The sequence below is a fragment of the Providencia sp. 21OH12SH02B-Prov genome, assembly GCF_027362595.1.
GTDB lineage: Bacteria > Pseudomonadota > Gammaproteobacteria > Enterobacterales > Enterobacteriaceae > Providencia > Providencia zhejiangensis.
This window is the reverse complement of sequence record NZ_CP114796.1, coordinates 1,417,610-1,434,139: the sequence shown is the minus strand read 5'-3', so window position 1 is coordinate 1,434,139 and position 16,530 is coordinate 1,417,610. Positions and strand designations below refer to the sequence as shown.

Annotated in this window: 18 protein-coding genes and 1 other RNA gene; 5 read left to right on the top strand and 14 right to left on the bottom strand. The window is 41.0% G+C overall.

Annotated elements, in window-relative coordinates; all coding sequences use genetic code 11:
• Window positions 1–10 precede the first annotated feature (10 nt).
• The 6 genes from gcvH to O7C57_RS06775 all read right to left on the bottom strand — a co-directional run bounded on the left by gcvH (window position 11) and on the right by O7C57_RS06775 (window position 6,685).
• Window positions 11–403 (bottom strand): glycine cleavage system protein GcvH, encoded by a 393-nt coding sequence (gene gcvH / locus O7C57_RS06800; RefSeq protein WP_154624331.1) that lies wholly within the window; start codon window positions 401–403, stop codon window positions 11–13.
• A gap of 54 nt (window positions 404–457) precedes the next feature.
• On the bottom strand, window positions 458–1,552 hold the full coding sequence (gene gcvT / locus O7C57_RS06795) for a glycine cleavage system aminomethyltransferase GcvT (RefSeq protein WP_247047063.1): 1,095 nt from the start codon (window positions 1,550–1,552) through the stop codon (window positions 458–460).
• 504 nt (window positions 1,553–2,056) lie between these two features.
• Window positions 2,057–3,286, bottom strand: a complete 1,230-nt coding sequence (gene ubiI / locus O7C57_RS06790; RefSeq protein WP_154624318.1) for an FAD-dependent 2-octaprenylphenol hydroxylase — start codon at window positions 3,284–3,286, stop codon at window positions 2,057–2,059.
• A gap of 25 nt (window positions 3,287–3,311) precedes the next feature.
• Complete coding sequence (gene ubiH, locus O7C57_RS06785; protein WP_154624319.1) at window positions 3,312–4,490, bottom strand: 2-octaprenyl-6-methoxyphenyl hydroxylase; 1,179 nt, start codon at window positions 4,488–4,490, stop codon at window positions 3,312–3,314.
• Window positions 4,491–4,519: 29 nt separating this feature from the next.
• Complete coding sequence (gene pepP, locus O7C57_RS06780) at window positions 4,520–5,836, bottom strand: Xaa-Pro aminopeptidase (RefSeq protein WP_154624320.1); 1,317 nt, start codon at window positions 5,834–5,836, stop codon at window positions 4,520–4,522.
• A 273-nt stretch (window positions 5,837–6,109) separates the two neighbouring features.
• Window positions 6,110–6,685 (bottom strand): YecA family protein, encoded by a 576-nt coding sequence (locus tag O7C57_RS06775; RefSeq protein ID WP_154624321.1) that lies wholly within the window; start codon window positions 6,683–6,685, stop codon window positions 6,110–6,112.
• 174 nt (window positions 6,686–6,859) lie between these two features.
• Between O7C57_RS06775 and zapA the strand changes: the two genes are divergently transcribed.
• From zapA to O7C57_RS06760, 3 genes are all read left to right on the top strand, one after another.
• On the top strand, window positions 6,860–7,189 hold the full coding sequence (zapA, locus tag O7C57_RS06770) for a cell division protein ZapA (RefSeq protein WP_154624322.1): 330 nt from the start codon (window positions 6,860–6,862) through the stop codon (window positions 7,187–7,189).
• A 111-nt stretch (window positions 7,190–7,300) separates the two neighbouring features.
• A non-coding RNA gene (gene ssrS, locus O7C57_RS06765) (6S RNA) lies at window positions 7,301–7,482 on the top strand.
• A gap of 142 nt (window positions 7,483–7,624) precedes the next feature.
• Window positions 7,625–8,215, top strand: a complete 591-nt coding sequence (locus O7C57_RS06760) for a 5-formyltetrahydrofolate cyclo-ligase (RefSeq protein WP_163860912.1) — start codon at window positions 7,625–7,627, stop codon at window positions 8,213–8,215.
• Window positions 8,216–8,255: 40 nt separating this feature from the next.
• On the opposite strand, the gene serA is transcribed toward O7C57_RS06760, so the two are convergent.
• Entirely contained in the window at window positions 8,256–9,506 is a 1,251-nt protein-coding gene (serA, locus tag O7C57_RS06755) for a phosphoglycerate dehydrogenase (RefSeq protein WP_154624324.1), read from the bottom strand.
• A gap of 381 nt (window positions 9,507–9,887) precedes the next feature.
• Window positions 9,888–10,544, bottom strand: coding sequence for a ribose-5-phosphate isomerase RpiA (rpiA, locus tag O7C57_RS06750; RefSeq protein WP_154624325.1), 657 nt, complete (start codon window positions 10,542–10,544; stop codon window positions 9,888–9,890).
• Between the two features lie 192 nt (window positions 10,545–10,736).
• Between rpiA and O7C57_RS06745 the strand changes: the two genes are divergently transcribed.
• Window positions 10,737–11,639: a LysR family transcriptional regulator ArgP gene (locus O7C57_RS06745; protein WP_154624326.1), complete on the top strand. Its 903-nt coding sequence runs from the start codon at window positions 10,737–10,739 to the stop codon at window positions 11,637–11,639.
• Here the strand turns inward: O7C57_RS06745 and O7C57_RS06740 are convergent.
• From O7C57_RS06740 to O7C57_RS06725, 4 genes are all read right to left on the bottom strand, one after another.
• Window positions 11,636–12,370 (bottom strand): oxidative stress defense protein, encoded by a 735-nt coding sequence (locus O7C57_RS06740; RefSeq protein ID WP_163860911.1) that lies wholly within the window; start codon window positions 12,368–12,370, stop codon window positions 11,636–11,638. The genes O7C57_RS06745 and O7C57_RS06740 overlap by 4 nt on opposite strands.
• 113 nt (window positions 12,371–12,483) lie before the next feature.
• Window positions 12,484–13,104 (bottom strand): arginine exporter ArgO, encoded by a 621-nt coding sequence (argO, locus tag O7C57_RS06735; RefSeq protein ID WP_154624327.1) that lies wholly within the window; start codon window positions 13,102–13,104, stop codon window positions 12,484–12,486.
• A 207-nt stretch (window positions 13,105–13,311) separates the two neighbouring features.
• Complete coding sequence (gene mscS, locus O7C57_RS06730; RefSeq protein ID WP_154622356.1) at window positions 13,312–14,187, bottom strand: small-conductance mechanosensitive channel MscS; 876 nt, start codon at window positions 14,185–14,187, stop codon at window positions 13,312–13,314.
• Between the two features lie 147 nt (window positions 14,188–14,334).
• Window positions 14,335–14,706 carry a YacL family protein gene (locus tag O7C57_RS06725; RefSeq protein WP_154622355.1) on the bottom strand — a complete coding sequence of 124 codons (372 nt, stop codon included), beginning with the start codon at window positions 14,704–14,706 and terminating at the stop codon, window positions 14,335–14,337.
• Window positions 14,707–14,922: 216 nt separating this feature from the next.
• Between O7C57_RS06725 and O7C57_RS06720 the strand changes: the two genes are divergently transcribed.
• Window positions 14,923–15,300, top strand: coding sequence for a VOC family protein (locus O7C57_RS06720; protein WP_154622354.1), 378 nt, complete (start codon window positions 14,923–14,925; stop codon window positions 15,298–15,300).
• Between the two features lie 90 nt (window positions 15,301–15,390).
• On the opposite strand, the gene O7C57_RS06715 is transcribed toward O7C57_RS06720, so the two are convergent.
• Together O7C57_RS06715 and O7C57_RS06710 are read right to left on the bottom strand one after the other, a co-directional pair.
• Entirely contained in the window at window positions 15,391–15,747 is a 357-nt protein-coding gene (locus tag O7C57_RS06715) for a helix-turn-helix domain-containing protein (protein WP_154622353.1), read from the bottom strand.
• Window positions 15,748–15,825: 78 nt separating this feature from the next.
• Complete coding sequence (locus O7C57_RS06710) at window positions 15,826–16,506, bottom strand: fimbria/pilus chaperone family protein (protein ID WP_154622352.1); 681 nt, start codon at window positions 16,504–16,506, stop codon at window positions 15,826–15,828.
• Window positions 16,507–16,530 lie beyond the last annotated feature (24 nt).

The following is a 16,530-nucleotide window of genomic DNA, read 5'->3' as shown; positions in this document are numbered from 1 at the left end:
GTTAGTTGTGTTATTCGTCTTCTTCGAGTAACGCAGAATAAGCATCTGCATCTAACAAATCAGCTAATTCTGACTCATCAGAGATTTTTATACGGAAGATCCAACCTTCTTGGTAAGGCTGTTCATTGACTAACTCTGGAGAGTCACCAAGAGCTTCGTTAACTTCAATGATTTCTCCACTTAGTGGAACATAAATATCCGATGCCGCCTTAACAGATTCTACAACCGCACATTCACTACCAATATCCACCGAGCTTCCCACTTCAGGTAGATCGACAAACACCATATCACCTAATAATTCTTGTGCATGCTCAGTAATACCTACGGTGTATACACCATCACCTTCATGACGGACCCACTCATGTTCACGGGTATATTTCAGCTCAGCAGGAACATTACTCATCATCAACCTCACTCTTATTTACAAATTTTTTAGATAGATAGGATTTAACTCGTCTTAAACAAGCGCCTTTCCTTCCCGAACAAATCCCGGTTTTACCACCTCAACTGGCATTTCTCGGTTACGTATTTCAACAATAGCTTTATCTTGTATTTCTTTTGGTACACGCGCCAAAGCAATACTAAAACCGAGCGTTGGCGAAAAAGAGCCGCTAGTAATGACGCCTTCTTGTAATTTGCCTAGATCGTCAGTAAAACGTACCGTTTGACCCGCCCGTAATATGCCTTTTTCACGCATTACGATACCAACTAGTTTTTCTGTGCCTTGTTCTTTCAACTTCTCTAATGCTTCACGCCCAATAAACTGGCGCTCTTCAGGTTTCCAAGCAATCGTCCACCCCATATTGGCGGCCAGCGGTGAAATGCTTTCATCCATATCTTGGCCATATAAGTTCATACCGGCCTCAAGACGTAGCGTATCACGAGCCCCTAATCCTGCTGGATGCACACCGGCTTTAACTAGCTGACGCCAAAAATCAATCACTTGCTCTTTCGGTAAAGCGATTTCATACCCTTTTTCGCCCGTATAACCGGTTGTCGCAATGAACAAATCATCAACTTGAATACCATAGAAAGGTTTCATGTCAGCAAGTTGTGCACATTGCGCTTGAGTCAGCAGAGAGTGAACTTTTTGTTGTGCTGTAGGGCCTTGAACGGCTAATAGCGCAAGATCATCACGAACGTGAATAGAAACGGCATATGATTTAACATGCTCTTCAATCCATGCAATATCTTTATCACGGGTTGCAGAGTTGACGACAAGACGATAAAAGTGATCATCAAGATAATAAACGATCAGGTCATCAATCACGCCACCAGAGGCATTTAGCATGCCGGTATAGAGTGCTTTTCCCTTATCAGTCAGCTTGGCAATGTCATTTGCCAAAAGATAGCGAAGGAAATCACGGCAACCTTCACCATGTAAATCAACAATAGTCATGTGGGAGACATCAAACATCCCAGCCTCGGTTCTCACTAAATTATGTTCATTGATTTGTGAACCGTAGTGCAGTGGCATCATCCAACCATGAAAGTCCACCATTTTCGCACCGCAAGCAATATGTTCATCATATAGCGGGGTCTGCTTTGCCATGAATACCCTCTTTACATTTGAATAAGATAGGGTGAGCGTTACTCTTTTTTATGCAGAGAAAAGACCTATGACTCCACAACCAATAACGCTACGCAAACGATAACATCTTATTAAAAACTACCACTGTTTTTAGTAAGAAACCATTAAAAAAAATAGGGCTACCGATACTCTGTATTACTGATTACAAGGGATATAATCCAGCTAAATTTGTTAAAAAATTGAGAATGATCACTCAATACCACCATATTTGGTGTAAAAGAGTAGACTTAATCAACGTGTGTTCACAGAAGTTAGCGAAAAATCAATCTTAGCACTCAGTCATAAAATTAGTAAAACTAATCCGAAAACTGATTGTAATTAGAATTTCTCAGTCATTGACAATTAAATTAATGATGACATTAAAAACCGTAAGGCAGGATGAGCCATCACATAAAGATGGGTATTTTTAACCTATCAGGAAGGAAAGATTGGTGGAAAATATGGCCACCAATCTATAGAAAGGGATTATTCCGCGGAATCAATTTGAATTTTTTGTAGCCACTCAGGCATATCAAATAAGCCCATAGCATGGTTAAGAAGTTGGGGTTTAACACCAGGTAAACTATCCGCGAGCACTAAGCCTAAATCGCGGAATAATTTTTTAGCGGGGTTATTGCCATCAAACAATTCACGGAACCCTTGCATGCCCGCTAACATCAACGCTGCACTATGCTTACGATGACGTTCGAAAGTACGCAAATAAAAATATTGTCCAAAATCTTTGCCTTCACGATGTAATCGTTTGATTTCACCGAGTAACATCGCCACATCCATAAAGCCTAAGTTAACGCCCTGTCCAGCCAGTGGGTGGATGGTGTGTGCGGCATCCCCGAGAAGCGCTAAACGTTGCGCGGCAAATTGACGTGCATACCGTCCTGTTAGCGGAATAGTCAATCTATCGCTTTCTAAATGACACAACCCTAAGCGGGTATCAAACGCCACGGCCAATTCTTTTTCAAAACTGGCTTTATCAAGCTGCTGACGTCTAGCCGCTTCTGTTGCAGGTTGAGACCACACAATAGAACAGAGATGAGGGTCAGTTAAAGGAAGGAATGCAAGTATCCCTTTCCCATCAAAAGCTTGACGTGCTATGGCCTCATGAGGTTGTTCCGTACGAATAGTCGCCACTAACGCCGTGTGCTCATAATCCCAAAACGTCAATGGAATATCTGCATGCCCACGCAACCAAGAGTTCGCACCATCGGCTCCAACAATCAACCTTGCTGTAAGCATTGAGTCATCAGAGAGTGTAATAAACACATCATTTTCCCCCCAAACCACCTTTTGAATCGTTGCAGGAGCGAATAAAGTGATATCTCGGGATGACGAGGCCTTTTGCCAGAGCGCATCTCGGATAACATGATTTTCAATAATATGCCCTAAATGGGAAAGATTTTGCTCTTTAGCAGAAAACTGGATACGGCCAAAACTATCGTTATCCCAGACCTCCATACCTTTGTAGGCCGATGCTCTCATCGATTTAATCGTTGACCAAACAGCTAAATAGCTTAATAACTTTTCACTTGCTGCGTTAATAGCAGAAACCCTAAGGGTATATGGTTCATTCTCAGAAAACGGCTGTTTTGCTGGCTGAGGTTCAATAACAGCAACACGTAATCCTGTTCCTTCTAAACCACAAGCCAATGCTAACCCAACCATACCACCACCGGCGATAACCACATCAAACGATTGCATATTTTTATTCCTCTTAGTTTTGTGGTTATTGTTCCGCGACCCAGCCAAGTGTTTGACGAGCTAAAACATCACGTACTGACGGTAACATTTCCATTGCCATTAAACCTAAATTACGTCCAACCACTAACGGTAAACAACGATTTGCAAACACGCGCACTAAACCATCAGTCATTGTCACGGTTCGTTCTCTATCAATAGCTCGCGCTTGCTGATAGGTATTCAAAAGTGCATAAGCACCGATATCCTGCCCTTGTTGATGGGCGGCCACCACCGACTCAGCCAACTGCATGACATCACGGATCCCCAGATTAAAACCTTGACCTGCGATAGGGTGTAATGTTTGAGCCGCATTTCCCACCAAAACGGTGCGATGACTAATCGGATTTAACGCTTTTCGAAGTGATAACGGATAACAAAAACGGGTACCAACCTGAATGATTTTACCCAGACGCCATCCAAAAGCTTGTTGCAGCTTAGACATGAAGGTTTCATCATCCCACGTTTTGATAAGTTCCGCTTGCGCTTGTTGATGACACCATACTAAGGAGCTGCGTCCATGCGACATGGGTAATAACGCGAGTGGGCCAAATTCAGTAAAACGCTCAAACGCTTGCCCTTGTGGGTCAATTGATGTTTTAACATTCGCAATAATCGCCACTTGACCATAGTCATCCTGCTGCCACTGTACATGGCATGCTTGACCGACGGCTGAATGACTCCCATCCGCGGCCACTAAAAGAGCCCCTGAAAGGGTTTCACCGCTATCTAAGGTTACTGTAACGCTATCGTTGTGCCGTTGAATGTTTTCAACTTTTGCAGGGCAATACAACGAAACGCCCGCTGCTTTATGCAATAAATCAAATAACCGTGCACCGGCGTCATGTAACTCAATCACACTCCCTAATTCTGGAATATGGTAATCCTGTGCATGGATATTAACGAAACCAGCATGGCCTCTATCGGAAACATGAACATGAGTTATTGGTGTGACACAGTCAACGAATGAATCCCAAATACCAATTTTAGATAACCGCTGACATGTTCCATGAGCAAGTGCAATCGCCCTAGCATCAAACCCTGGGTGCTTTCCTTCTGGTAAGGCGGCCTCTACCAGCGAAACTGATAACCGTCCTTGGCTTAATGAAGAAATAGCCAGAGCCAAGGTTGCCCCTGCCATTCCACCACCAACAATAATCACGTTCATGTTGTATTTATTACCTTATTACAGCTTATTTAAGCATTGTTAGCTGCGGCCATTAATGCTTCTATTTCATCAGGGTCCTTCACCACTAAATCGGTCAAGTTTTCATTACCCGTTTCGGTAATCACAATGTCGTCTTCAATACGAATACCAATACCGCGATATTCTGGTGGTACATCTGCTTCAGGCGCAATATACAGTCCAGGTTCAACCGTCAATACCATTCCAGGTTCTAGAATGCGATCACGGTCAACGCCATAGAATCCAACATCATGAACATCTAACCCCAGCCAGTGGCTTAAACCATGCATAAAGAATGGGAAGTGTGCTTTGTTTTCGATCAATTGATCGACATCGCCATGTAAAATACCCAGCTCCACTAAGCCTTCCACTTTAATTCGAATGATTTTTTGTGTCACTTCATGAATGCTGGTACCAGGGCGATACAATTCTAAAGCGGTATTTAATGCTTTAAGAACGATATTGTAAATCGCTCGTTGTGGTTCAGTAAACTTACCATTTACAGGGAATGTACGGGTGATATCGCCTGCATAGCCATCAAACTCGGCCCCCGCATCAATTAACACCATTTCCCCATCTTTCATTTCACATTCATTTTCGGTGTAATGCAAAATACACGCATTTTCGCCACTACCAACAATCGAATTATACGATGGAAAACGTGCACCATGACGCGTAAATTCATACTCCAGCTCGCCACAGAGTTGATATTCATACATGCCCGGCCGACACGTTTTCATTGCACGAATGTGCGCTAATGCGGATATCTCACCAGCCTTACGCATCACGGCAATTTCAGCTTCTGATTTAAATAGACGCATTTCATGTACCAAAGGACGCCAATCAATGATTGTCTGTGGAGCTCGTAAGTTACGACGTCCCCCTTTGCGTAAAATATCGAGCGCGCCGAAAACTAACTTATCGGCATATTCAAATTCGCCTTGTGCATGATAAATGACATCAAGACCATTTAATAATTGATACAGTTGCTCTTCAATTTCATCAAAAGGCAGTGCTTTACTGATCCCTAATTTTTCCGGCGCAGCCTCTTGCCCTAACCGACGACCAAACCAAATTTCTGCGGTCAGGTCGCGAACACGGTTAAAGAGAACGGTGTGGCTGTGTTTTTCATCACTTTTAATTAACAGTAAAACGGCTTCAGGCTCACTAAACCCCGTCAAATAAAGAAAATCACTGTGCTGGCGATACGGGTATTCACAATCCGCGTTGCGTTGAGCGACGGGCGCTGAAAAAATAATAGCGGCACTTGCTGGCTCCATCTGAGCCAATAATGCGTTACGACGAGAAATAAATTCCTGTTTATTCATACCGTTTCTGCCTTATTATCTAGACTGTTGAGTTGAACGTTATACCTTTCTATTTTAAGCATATAGACTCGCCATTCTTCAAGTTGCCTCAGTACTGACACCATACAACGCTTTGAATGACGATGACTTCGCAAACATCCTAAGCTTCTTTCGAGTGTCACCTAGCAACAAGAAATTAGAGTACAACGGCAAGCGCTTAATCTGTATCTGTTTTGCCTTGTAAAGCGCGATTTAGCTCAAATAAGCAAATAGACTTAACAAAGCCAGACAGTATTAATGAAGAATAGGTTTATTATTCGCCGCTGTTTGCACTTTTTTGCCTTCGGTGAAAGAGATATAGCAAAGCTGTACAGCGACTCTGACATACTCCACCACCTCTTCCAACGCCTGTTCAAGCTCTTCTTGGTCTTCATCCTCATCGTAACCAAGCATGCCGATATTACGTAAATCAGTGATCACTTCACTGACTTCTTTTTTATCCGCTAATTTAGGTTGCGCCACACCAATTCCTAGTAAGAAATGATTAACCCAACCCGCTAAAGCATCCGCATGATCAAATACAGACGCATTGTCATCAGGAAAAAGCATAGAAAAAGCAAATTCGCTTTCATCTAACACTTGAAAAGTCGTATCGTAGAGTTCACGTAGCGGTTGAGCAACCGCTTGAGGGAAGGCTAAACCGTCATTAGCCAAATCATGGACTAATGTCTGCCAGCCGCCATCGCGGCTACCACCGCAAATCAGCCCAGTAATTAAGCCATGAATTTCTGCGGCGGTAAGTGCGATAGAATATTGTTGGAGAAGATTGTCCAACGTTTCATAGTTTGGTAAAGATTTTTGTATAGACATCTGAATTCGTCATGTTAGCTAATCATTCATGATATGCTACCATCAAGGATGGTCGCTGTACCAGTAAGCTTTTGAACTGTATTTTGAATAAAGCAACCAATACTAGTGAAATAACATCTATTACTTTACGCCGAGCATTGTATTTGCGGCGAGTCCTATTCGTATGGAGGTATCATGTCCGCACAACCTGTTGACATTCAAATATTTGGGCGCTCAATGAGAGTCAACTGCCCTGTCGAACAAAAAGAAGCCCTGATTGCATCAGCCCAAGAACTTGAGCAACGCCTTCAAGATCTTAAAGATAGAAGTGGGGTCACCAACACAGAACAGCTTATTTTTATCGTTGCATTGAACGTGTGTCACGAATTAACACAAGAAAAGACAAAAACGCGTGATTATGCATATAATATGGAAGAGAAAATAAAAATGCTGCAACAAACCATTGAGCAAGCATTACATGATCAGGTGAAAATTACTGAGAGGCAGGTTATGCCTATCGGCTAAATTTGCTTAATAATCATACATTAGTATAAAAAAATAAACAAAAATGGGGTTGCTTTTTCAATCCAAACTCATACAATGAAGTACATAGAGTAACGATATGTACTCAAACAAATTTCTCTGAGATGCTCGTCAGTGGGTAAGTCCCCTGAGCCGATATTTCAAAAAAATAGAATGTGGTTATTGCGCTGGTGAGCACGCCTGATTCGCTCAGGAAGCCTAAAGGTTGCTAAACTGCGTTCACCTTGAACCAAGGGTTCAAGGGTTACAGCCTACAACGGCATCTTGGAGACCCTCATTTTTCTGTGACACTTCCCCCTGAGTTTACGTCTAGTACTACCATCTCGCGCTCATTACGCTATACTTCCAACGCTTACTCACAAATTTATCAACCCTTTAATAATAATAGCGTTAATAGCCTCTGAGGTTGCGGATCTTATGGAAGATAAGTTATCAGTCATGCGTCAACAAATTCGCCAATCCGTTCGTCAATTACGCCGACAGTTGACTCCAGAGCAACAACAACTGGCCGCGAAAAACATCGTACAGCAGACTTTATCTCACCCTAAAATAGCTCAAGCGCAGCACATTGCTTTGTTTCTTTCTTTCGATGGTGAGATCCATACCCAGCCCTTAATCGATGCACTCTGGCAACAGGATAAAAAAGTCTACCTGCCTGTATTACACCCCTTTAGCCGTCATCATCTGCTGTTTTTAAACTATGCGCCAACGACGCAATTAATCAAAAATAGATTTAACATCGATGAGCCACCACTCGATGTCACTCAAGTGCTACCTATCAATCAGTTAGATATCATGATGATCCCATTAGTTGCCTTTGATGAACAAGGCCAACGTTTAGGCATGGGGGGTGGCTTTTATGATAGAACCTTAGCTAACTGGCAACAGAAAGGCTTTTACCCCATTGGTTTGGCACACGATTGCCAGCGCGTTCCCTTGCTCCCTGTGGCACATTGGGATATCCCGCTACCTGAAATTATTACGCCCCAAAAAATATGGCACTGGTGATCCAGTGCCATCATGTGTATTCAATCTCGTTGGTTAACGATTAATATAATAATCGTGCGCGGATCGTTCCCGGCAATTGTTTCAATTTAACCAAGATATCGTCAGCGTGGTCAGGTTGTTGAGTGATAATATCAATAACAACGTAACCTACATTTCCTGAAGTACGTAAATACTGACCAACAACGTTAATATTATTTTCAGTAAATACTTGGTTAATGCTATTCATCATACCAGGACGGTTTTCGTGAATATGCAGTAAACGGTTAGTATCTTCTGTATGAACTGGCAGAGAAACTTCAGGGAAGTTCACCGCAGAAAGCGTCGAGCCATTGTCTGAATATTTCGCTAATTTACTTGCGACTTCTAGCCCAATATTTTCTTGCGCTTCTTCCGTTGAACCACCGATATGCGGAGTCAAAATCACATTATCAAATTTGATTAGCTCACTAATGAAGGGATCATTCGGATCATTATTAGCAGCAGGCTCAGTCGGGAAGACATCGACAGCGGCACCCGATAAATGTTTACTCTCAAGGGCATCGGCTAAAGCAGGAATATCAACGACTGTTCCGCGTGAAGCGTTAATGAAAATAGCCCCTGGCTTCATCAATTCAAACTGCTCTTTTGCAAACATATTCTTGGTGCTCGCTGTTTCAGGCACATGCAAGCTGACCACATCACTCATGTTCAATAGCTCAGCCATTGAGCGCACCTGTGTCGCGTTACCAAGAGGCAGTTTATTTTCGATATCATAAAAATAAACATCCATACCAATGCCTTCAGCCAATATACCTAGCTGAGTACCGATATGACCATAACCCACAATCCCTAGACGCTTACCGCGCGCTTCAAAACAACCTTTAGCTTGTTTTTCCCAAATACCGCGGTGCGCTTTCATGTTCGCTTCAGGTATGCGACGTAACAATAACAGTAATTGACCAAGCACCATCTCAGCGACAGAACGGGTATTTGAGAACGGTGCATTAAAAACTGGGATACCGCGTTTAGCCGCAGCATCTAAATCCACTTGGTTTGTACCGATACAAAAACAACCAACAGCAACCAATTTTTCAGCTGCTGCAAAAATGTCTTCAGTCAGATGAGTACGGGAACGAATACCAACAAAACGCGCATCTTTAATTGCTTCTTTTAATTCTTCGTCCGACAACGCACTTTTGTGATATTCAATGTTGGTATAACCTGCTGCTTTTAAATTATCAACCGCGCTTTGGTGAACCCCTTCCAATAGTAAAAATTTAATTTTGTCTTTTTCCAAAGATACTTTGACCATTTACCCTACCCTATCATGCTTAAGATTTGTAACAGATGAACTGACCGTGTACCAACATAGCAAAAAACGGCACAGTATCAATACAATCGTTTGCCTAGCCCCTCTCACTAAACGCGATGAAAAAGAAGTAATATGGTAGAAAATCAGGGTGAGTAACACAAAATAAGGATTTTGCCTGCACTATAAGCATTAGTGTGAGATATATCACCAAAATAATCATAAATAAAAATTAGTGAAATTTTTTACGGGTCAGTGATACCGCTAAAATAGATAACAAAAATCCATGCCACATAAAAAAATAAGCCAACCACATAATGGCTGGCTTATCTGATTGACGGCTAGGTAAGGCGATGACAATCAAATCATGATTGTCATGCTAATTTATTTAATGGTTTTAACACCAGCAGACGTTCCCATTAAAACAACATCAGCACCGCGATTTGCAAATAGGCCTACCGTTACAACGCCTGCTATCCCATTGATTTTATTTTCAAGAGCAACGGGGTCAACAATGCTAAGGTTGTGAACATCTAAAATAACATTACCATTATCTGTCACAACATTTTGACGATATTCAGGTGTTCCACCTAACTTAACAAGCTCTCTCGCAACATAGCTACGCGCCATCGGGATCACTTCAACAGGCAGTGGAAATTTGCCCAATACATCCACTTGTTTTGACTCATCAACAATACAAACAAATGTTTTAGAAATAGCTGCAACGATTTTTTCACGTGTTAAAGCCGCTCCACCACCTTTGATCATATTCATATGATGGTCAATTTCATCTGCACCATCAACATAAACATCCAGTGAGTCGACATCATTACAGTCAAGTACAGGGATACCTAATGATTTAAGCTTAGCGGTTGATGCTTCAGAACTTGATACTGCGCCTTCAATTTGGCCTTTCATGGTCGCCAGTGCATCAATAAAATGAGAAGCAGTAGAGCCTGTGCCAACCCCCACGATCGTACCCGGTTTTACGTATTCTAATGCTGCCCAACCTACTGCTTTTTTTAGTTCGTCCTGAGTCATGCCCATGCCTTCTATTATTTTTCACAAGTAAATAAAGTTTGTTGAATAAGCCTATTATATAACGGACCCTTAACAAGGTCAGCTTTGTTCGTTGTATTCTGTGATTCACACATTGTCATCAATATTACAGGAGTTCTGAAATAAAATATGGCATAGTGAGTAGTAGAATAACAACAAGGAGAATACCCCCTAATGAAGCGCCCTGATTACCGCGCGTTGCAAGCACTGGATGCTGTCATTCGTGAAAGAGGATTTGAGAGAGCGGCTCAAAAACTGTGTATTACACAATCTGCGGTTTCACAGCGGATCAAACAATTAGAAAATCTATTTGGTCAACCGCTACTCGTTCGAACAGTTCCGCCACATCCCACAGAGCAAGGGCAAAAGCTATTAGCCTTACTCCATCAGGTAGAATTACTCGAAGAGCAGTGGCTAGGTGACGAAAATGGGGGTTCAACGCCACTATTACTTTCACTTGCGGTCAACGCCGACAGTTTGGCCACATGGCTATTACCAGCCCTGAATCCTGTTTTAGGTAACACTCCCATTCGCTTAAACATTCAAGTGGAAGATGAGACGCGCACACAAGAGCGTTTGAGACGAGGTGAAGTCGTGGGTGCTATCAGTATCCAACCTCAAGCACTACCGGGCTGTTTAGTTGATAAGCTAGGTGCTCTAGATTATATCTTTGTTGCCTCTCCCGATTTTGCTAGCAAATACTTCCCTGAAGGGGTCACACGTTCATCATTGCTTAAAGCACCAGCCGTTGCATTCGACCACCTTGATGACATGCACCAAGCTTTTGTTCAGCAGAATTTTGGCTTATCACCCGGTAGTGTGCCCTGTCATATAGTGAACTCATCAGAGGCATTCGTACAATTAGCAAAACAGGGCTCTACTTGCTGTATGATCCCACATTTGCAAATTGCCGATGAATTAAAAAATGGTGAACTGATAGATTTAACACCGGGCCTATGTCAGCGCCGGATGCTCTATTGGCATCGTTTTGCGCCTGAGAGCCGCACGATGAAGAAAGTCACTGACGCCCTGCTCAAAACAGGACGTCAAATGTTAAAACAAGAAGATGAACTTTAGCGTTTTAATTCAAAAACCACATCAACTTGGTCATTAAAATCAATACTCTGCTGCTCATAGGTTTCATTCACATCTCTCTCTGGGGCAGCAGAGAGTGCCATTTTACCTCTGTAATTCATCACTGGTGCAGGATATGGTACCGCATCTGGCGCTCGATAATTTACGCTATATACAGGCCCTAATTGAACATTGAAGCCTTTCGCTAACGCATTCGCTTGTTCAATCGCATTTTTAATGGCTTTTTCACGTGCTTCATCGCGATATTGTTGAGGGTTATTAACACCGAACTGTACCGCATTAATTTCATTAAGGCCCGCTTTTAACGCGCCATCAAGAAGTGTATTTAATTGATCAAGTTTCGTCACTTTCACTTCAACAGAGCGAACTGCGGTGTAACCGACAATCGATGATTTTTGCGAATCTTTATCATATTCATATTTAGGCTGAGTGCGCACATTCGCGGCATTGATATCTTTTTTCTCGATACCATTTTGTTTTAAAAATTCAAAATACTCAGCGACACGCTTATCAACACCAGCCTTCGCTGCCGCGGCATCCTTTTCGGTCACTTCAACATTGATATTTAATGTGGCCATATCGGGTGCCGCTTTAATTACCGCATTACCTGATGTTGTAATATGTGGCCCTTCAGGAAGCGGATTAGCTTGTGCAATAGCTGGAACCGCAACACCAGCCATCATGGCCGCAAGAACTAGAGACTTTAACTTCACAGGACCTCCTAATAAATAATAATAAGAAAGTTGTAGTGACACATTATCTAGTCTACAACCCTGCCTAAACCTTAACACATCCTATGTGAAATTATTTTCGGATTAATAAGAAATTACCAATAACTTATCCCCTGTCTCGCTAATTGAAATGCGATGAACCACATGACCAGCCCAACAAAGAGATTAATGACCCGCTGTGAACGAGGTTTTTTTAATACAGGAGAAAACCAAGCTGCTAATAGTGACAAGGCAAAAAACCAACTAAAAGATGCGGTCAATGCTCCCGCGGTAAACCAAGGTCGTAGCTGGCTTTCTAGCTGCCCTCCTACACTACCTAACACCACAAATGTATCTAAATAAACATGAGGATTTAGCCATGTGACAGCAAATAGCGTTACCACCACTCGCCAACGACTAATGACCTTATTTTCTGCTTGAATAACCACATCATCGTGACTGATAGCTGTCCGAAATGCACCATAACCATACCAAACCAGAAATACGACACCAGCCCAAGTGATCAACTGCATTAACATTTCGGACTGACTCAATAACGCGCTTCCACCAAATACCCCCGCGACAATTAAAACGGTATCACTTAAAGCGCATAAAAATGCACTCATGATATGATATTGCTTGCGACTTCCCTGCTGTAAAACGAATGCATTTTGTGGCCCAAGAGGAAGGATCATTGCAGCCCCCAATAAAGCGCCTTGAATATAAATAGTAAACATGCATAAATTCCTAATAATTATTCATATTTTATACACGCAAATTCTAGCGAGAAAAAATTATTAGTGAAAATTATTAATTCTTATCGAACATTAGAAAAATTTATTTGGATAAATGAGTCAAAAACCGCAAGAAAGGAAGGAGAAAAGGTGAAAAAAAATGAGCCAATCCAATGAATCAGCTCATTTCTAAATAGTCTGCTAATAATCTTATTCAGCAGAATCTTTTTTTACCGCCACTGGATTTTGTTGATGCACATGCACATCCATTTGTGGGAATGGAATACCAATATCGTGCTTATCGAGTGCACGTTTAAAATTCTCCATCAGATCCCAATAGACTGGCCACGTATCACCATTTTTAGCCCAAAAACGGACTAAATAATTTAATGAAGAAGGCGCCATTTCATGCAGACGAATTGTCACACCCTTATCATGTAAAATACGGTCATCTGCTGCAACAATATCACCTAATACTTTTTTCACTAGGTCAATATCGGAATCATAAGCAACACCCACAATGATGTCGGTACGACGGTCAGGTTCGCGAGTTACGTTAATAATATTATCTGCAATAATTTTACCGTTTGGAATGACAATGATGCGGTCGTCCGCAGTTCTTAATGTGGTTGAGAAAATTTGCACATTTTGAACTGTCCCTTCTACCGCGCCGATTTGCACATATTCCCCCGCACGTAGTGGCCTAAAGACAACTAACAATACGCCAGCCGCAAAGTTACCCAGTGAATTTTGTAAAGCCAAACCAACCGCTAAACCTGCGGCACCCATAACCGCGATCACTGACGCTGTTTGAACACCAATTTTGCCAAGTACGGCAATGAAGGTAAACGCGATGATGGTATAACGCGCTATCGCAGATAAAAAATCACTCACAGTAGGGTCGATACCACGACCTACCATCACACGATGTAACCCACGCCCTACCCATTTCGCCACCATCAAACCAACAATAAGGATGATAATTGCGGAAACGATATTCACCGCATACTGAACTAACAGATCCTGATTAGCTGCAAACCAGTTGGTTGCGTCATTCAACGCCCCTGTAACATCATCAGTATTCATAGAGTCCTCTAAATTTAAATTAAATTACTTTGTATATGAAACAACCACATCTTCCAAACAGTTAATCCTATTCAGACGAATCATATCGCATCATTATTAAATAATAACGACAGTCTCCGAAATCAGACAATCAACCAAAATTAAAGTTTATTTCACTTTGTTTTCTAAAACAAATCGTCTGTATTCATTTAGCATGCTAATAAAGTCGTCAATACCACAAAAAGCGACACTTTCGTTATCATAATAACTCATGCCTTCTTCTAGTCCCTCGGTCTCAAAAGCTAATTGATTAGCACGGATCATCACTTCTTCATCATCCAATAATAATGTATATTCGTGACCGATCAGCTCCCACTGTTTTTCGCTTCCTTTGATTAATGCGTAATTAGCCTCTATTTCATCCAATAAGCTTAAATCACCTTTAACCTCTTCATTAAGCCAATGGCCAATCGCTTCATGATCCATCGAAAACTTTGCCGATATCTCACCTGTTATGTCTTGAAAAAATTGGTACTCCATAATACACCTCGAAGCAGACTCTATTATTTATAATTATACCTCTAGTTAGATATTATTGTGTCCTCTTCACTGCGCATAAAAAGAAAATTATCGACAAAATCGGCAACATTGATACATCTTTGAGCATATTGATATTAGACTAAAATCACTTTGATAACAGACAGCCTATCTATTATCAAACAACAATCACCTATAAATAATGGTAGGAACTCACAGATGATTGACTATTTAGACCACCTCGTATTAACAACAACCGATCAAAATGCCTGCATTGACTTCTATACCTCAGTACTCGGAATGGAGCTCATCACCTTTGGTACACAGCGTTATGCGTTGCAATTTGGTCAGCAAAAAATCAATATTCATCAATATGGTAAAGAATTTGAGCCGAAAGCACACTTGCCCGTTCCTGGCTCTCTCGATTTATGCTTTATTAGCAAGACACCCATTGAACAGGTGATCAAACATATTGAGAAACAAGGGGTTAAAATTATTGATGGGCCAATTAAACGAACCGGAGCGATGGGGGAAATCTTATCGATTTATGTACGTGATCCAGATTTAAATCTTATCGAAATATCAAATTATATCTAATCGTGATTCGCTACCATGCCACATGCAGTGTGGCATGATAAATCATATTGAATGTTTAACATTCGACTCGTCGTTATTAGAACAATTTATCTACTCTTTAGTTTTGAGAAAATATTGTTCTATTTCATCGTATGTTCCCAGCTTATTAAAAAGTGGCTTAAATTTAGTATAAGCTGGAAGATTATCTCTTTCTATTTGATAACGTAAATAAGCAAAAAAAGAATCGAGATCACACTCAAGGATATATAATATATGCAATAACGTATCGACAGATATCGTATTAATACCTCGTTCATAACGTGAGTATTGTTGTTGTGAAATACCCAACTTATTTGCCAGTTTGGTTCCTGACATAGTATTTTCTTTTCTTAACCTTTGAATCTCTCGACCAATAATTTGAGTAAAAAAATTTTTAGGTATCGAGCTATCTAAAATTGATTCATTCATATTATCACTTCCCTACTAAAGAGCTATAAATATCATCCTTTGATACCAACACTGATTAATCTAAAACATCATTATTAATTAGTGTTTCACTTTTACATTGACATCACTTTCAAGTTTAAATCCATAACGGCTTAACGGTGCTATTGTTATATCAGTAGCATTACCTGTTATATTGACTGCTTTATTTTCACCAGGTCTAATATAAAACTGACCTATAGAATAAGTATGGTTTCCAGGAATAACATTAAAAGAGGGTGACAATCTAATAACTTGTTTACCTTCATTTTTAAATATTAATTGCTCACCTTTTTGCGTAACAGAAAGTGCATCCCAAGGTGTCAAACTCACATTCATATTTTCAGGCATTACTAACATTGCAACATCTTGGCGAATAGGCATTTTAGCTGCATTTTCCCTTTTAGCACCTACACCTTGAAATGATGCTTTTAAAATAACTTCATCAGATAATTTAACGCCATTTTTCAAAATGAAATTAATTTGTTGGCTCTCATGAGGCTCAATACGAATGATAGGAGGCGTAATCATAATATCACCGGCCAGTTTCGTTGAGCCTTCAAGATCTTCAACTTTTGTGGATAATAAAATAGGTTCACTCCCTGTATTTTTAACGTTAAACACCTTTCTATTTTCACCCGCATCCAATATCACTGTCATTGTTTCCAACTGAAAACTGGCCATAACATTTGCGCTTATCATTAATAAGCAAACTGAACCTAAAACTGTAAGTAACTTCTTCATAAATAACCTCTACATAAAACTCAT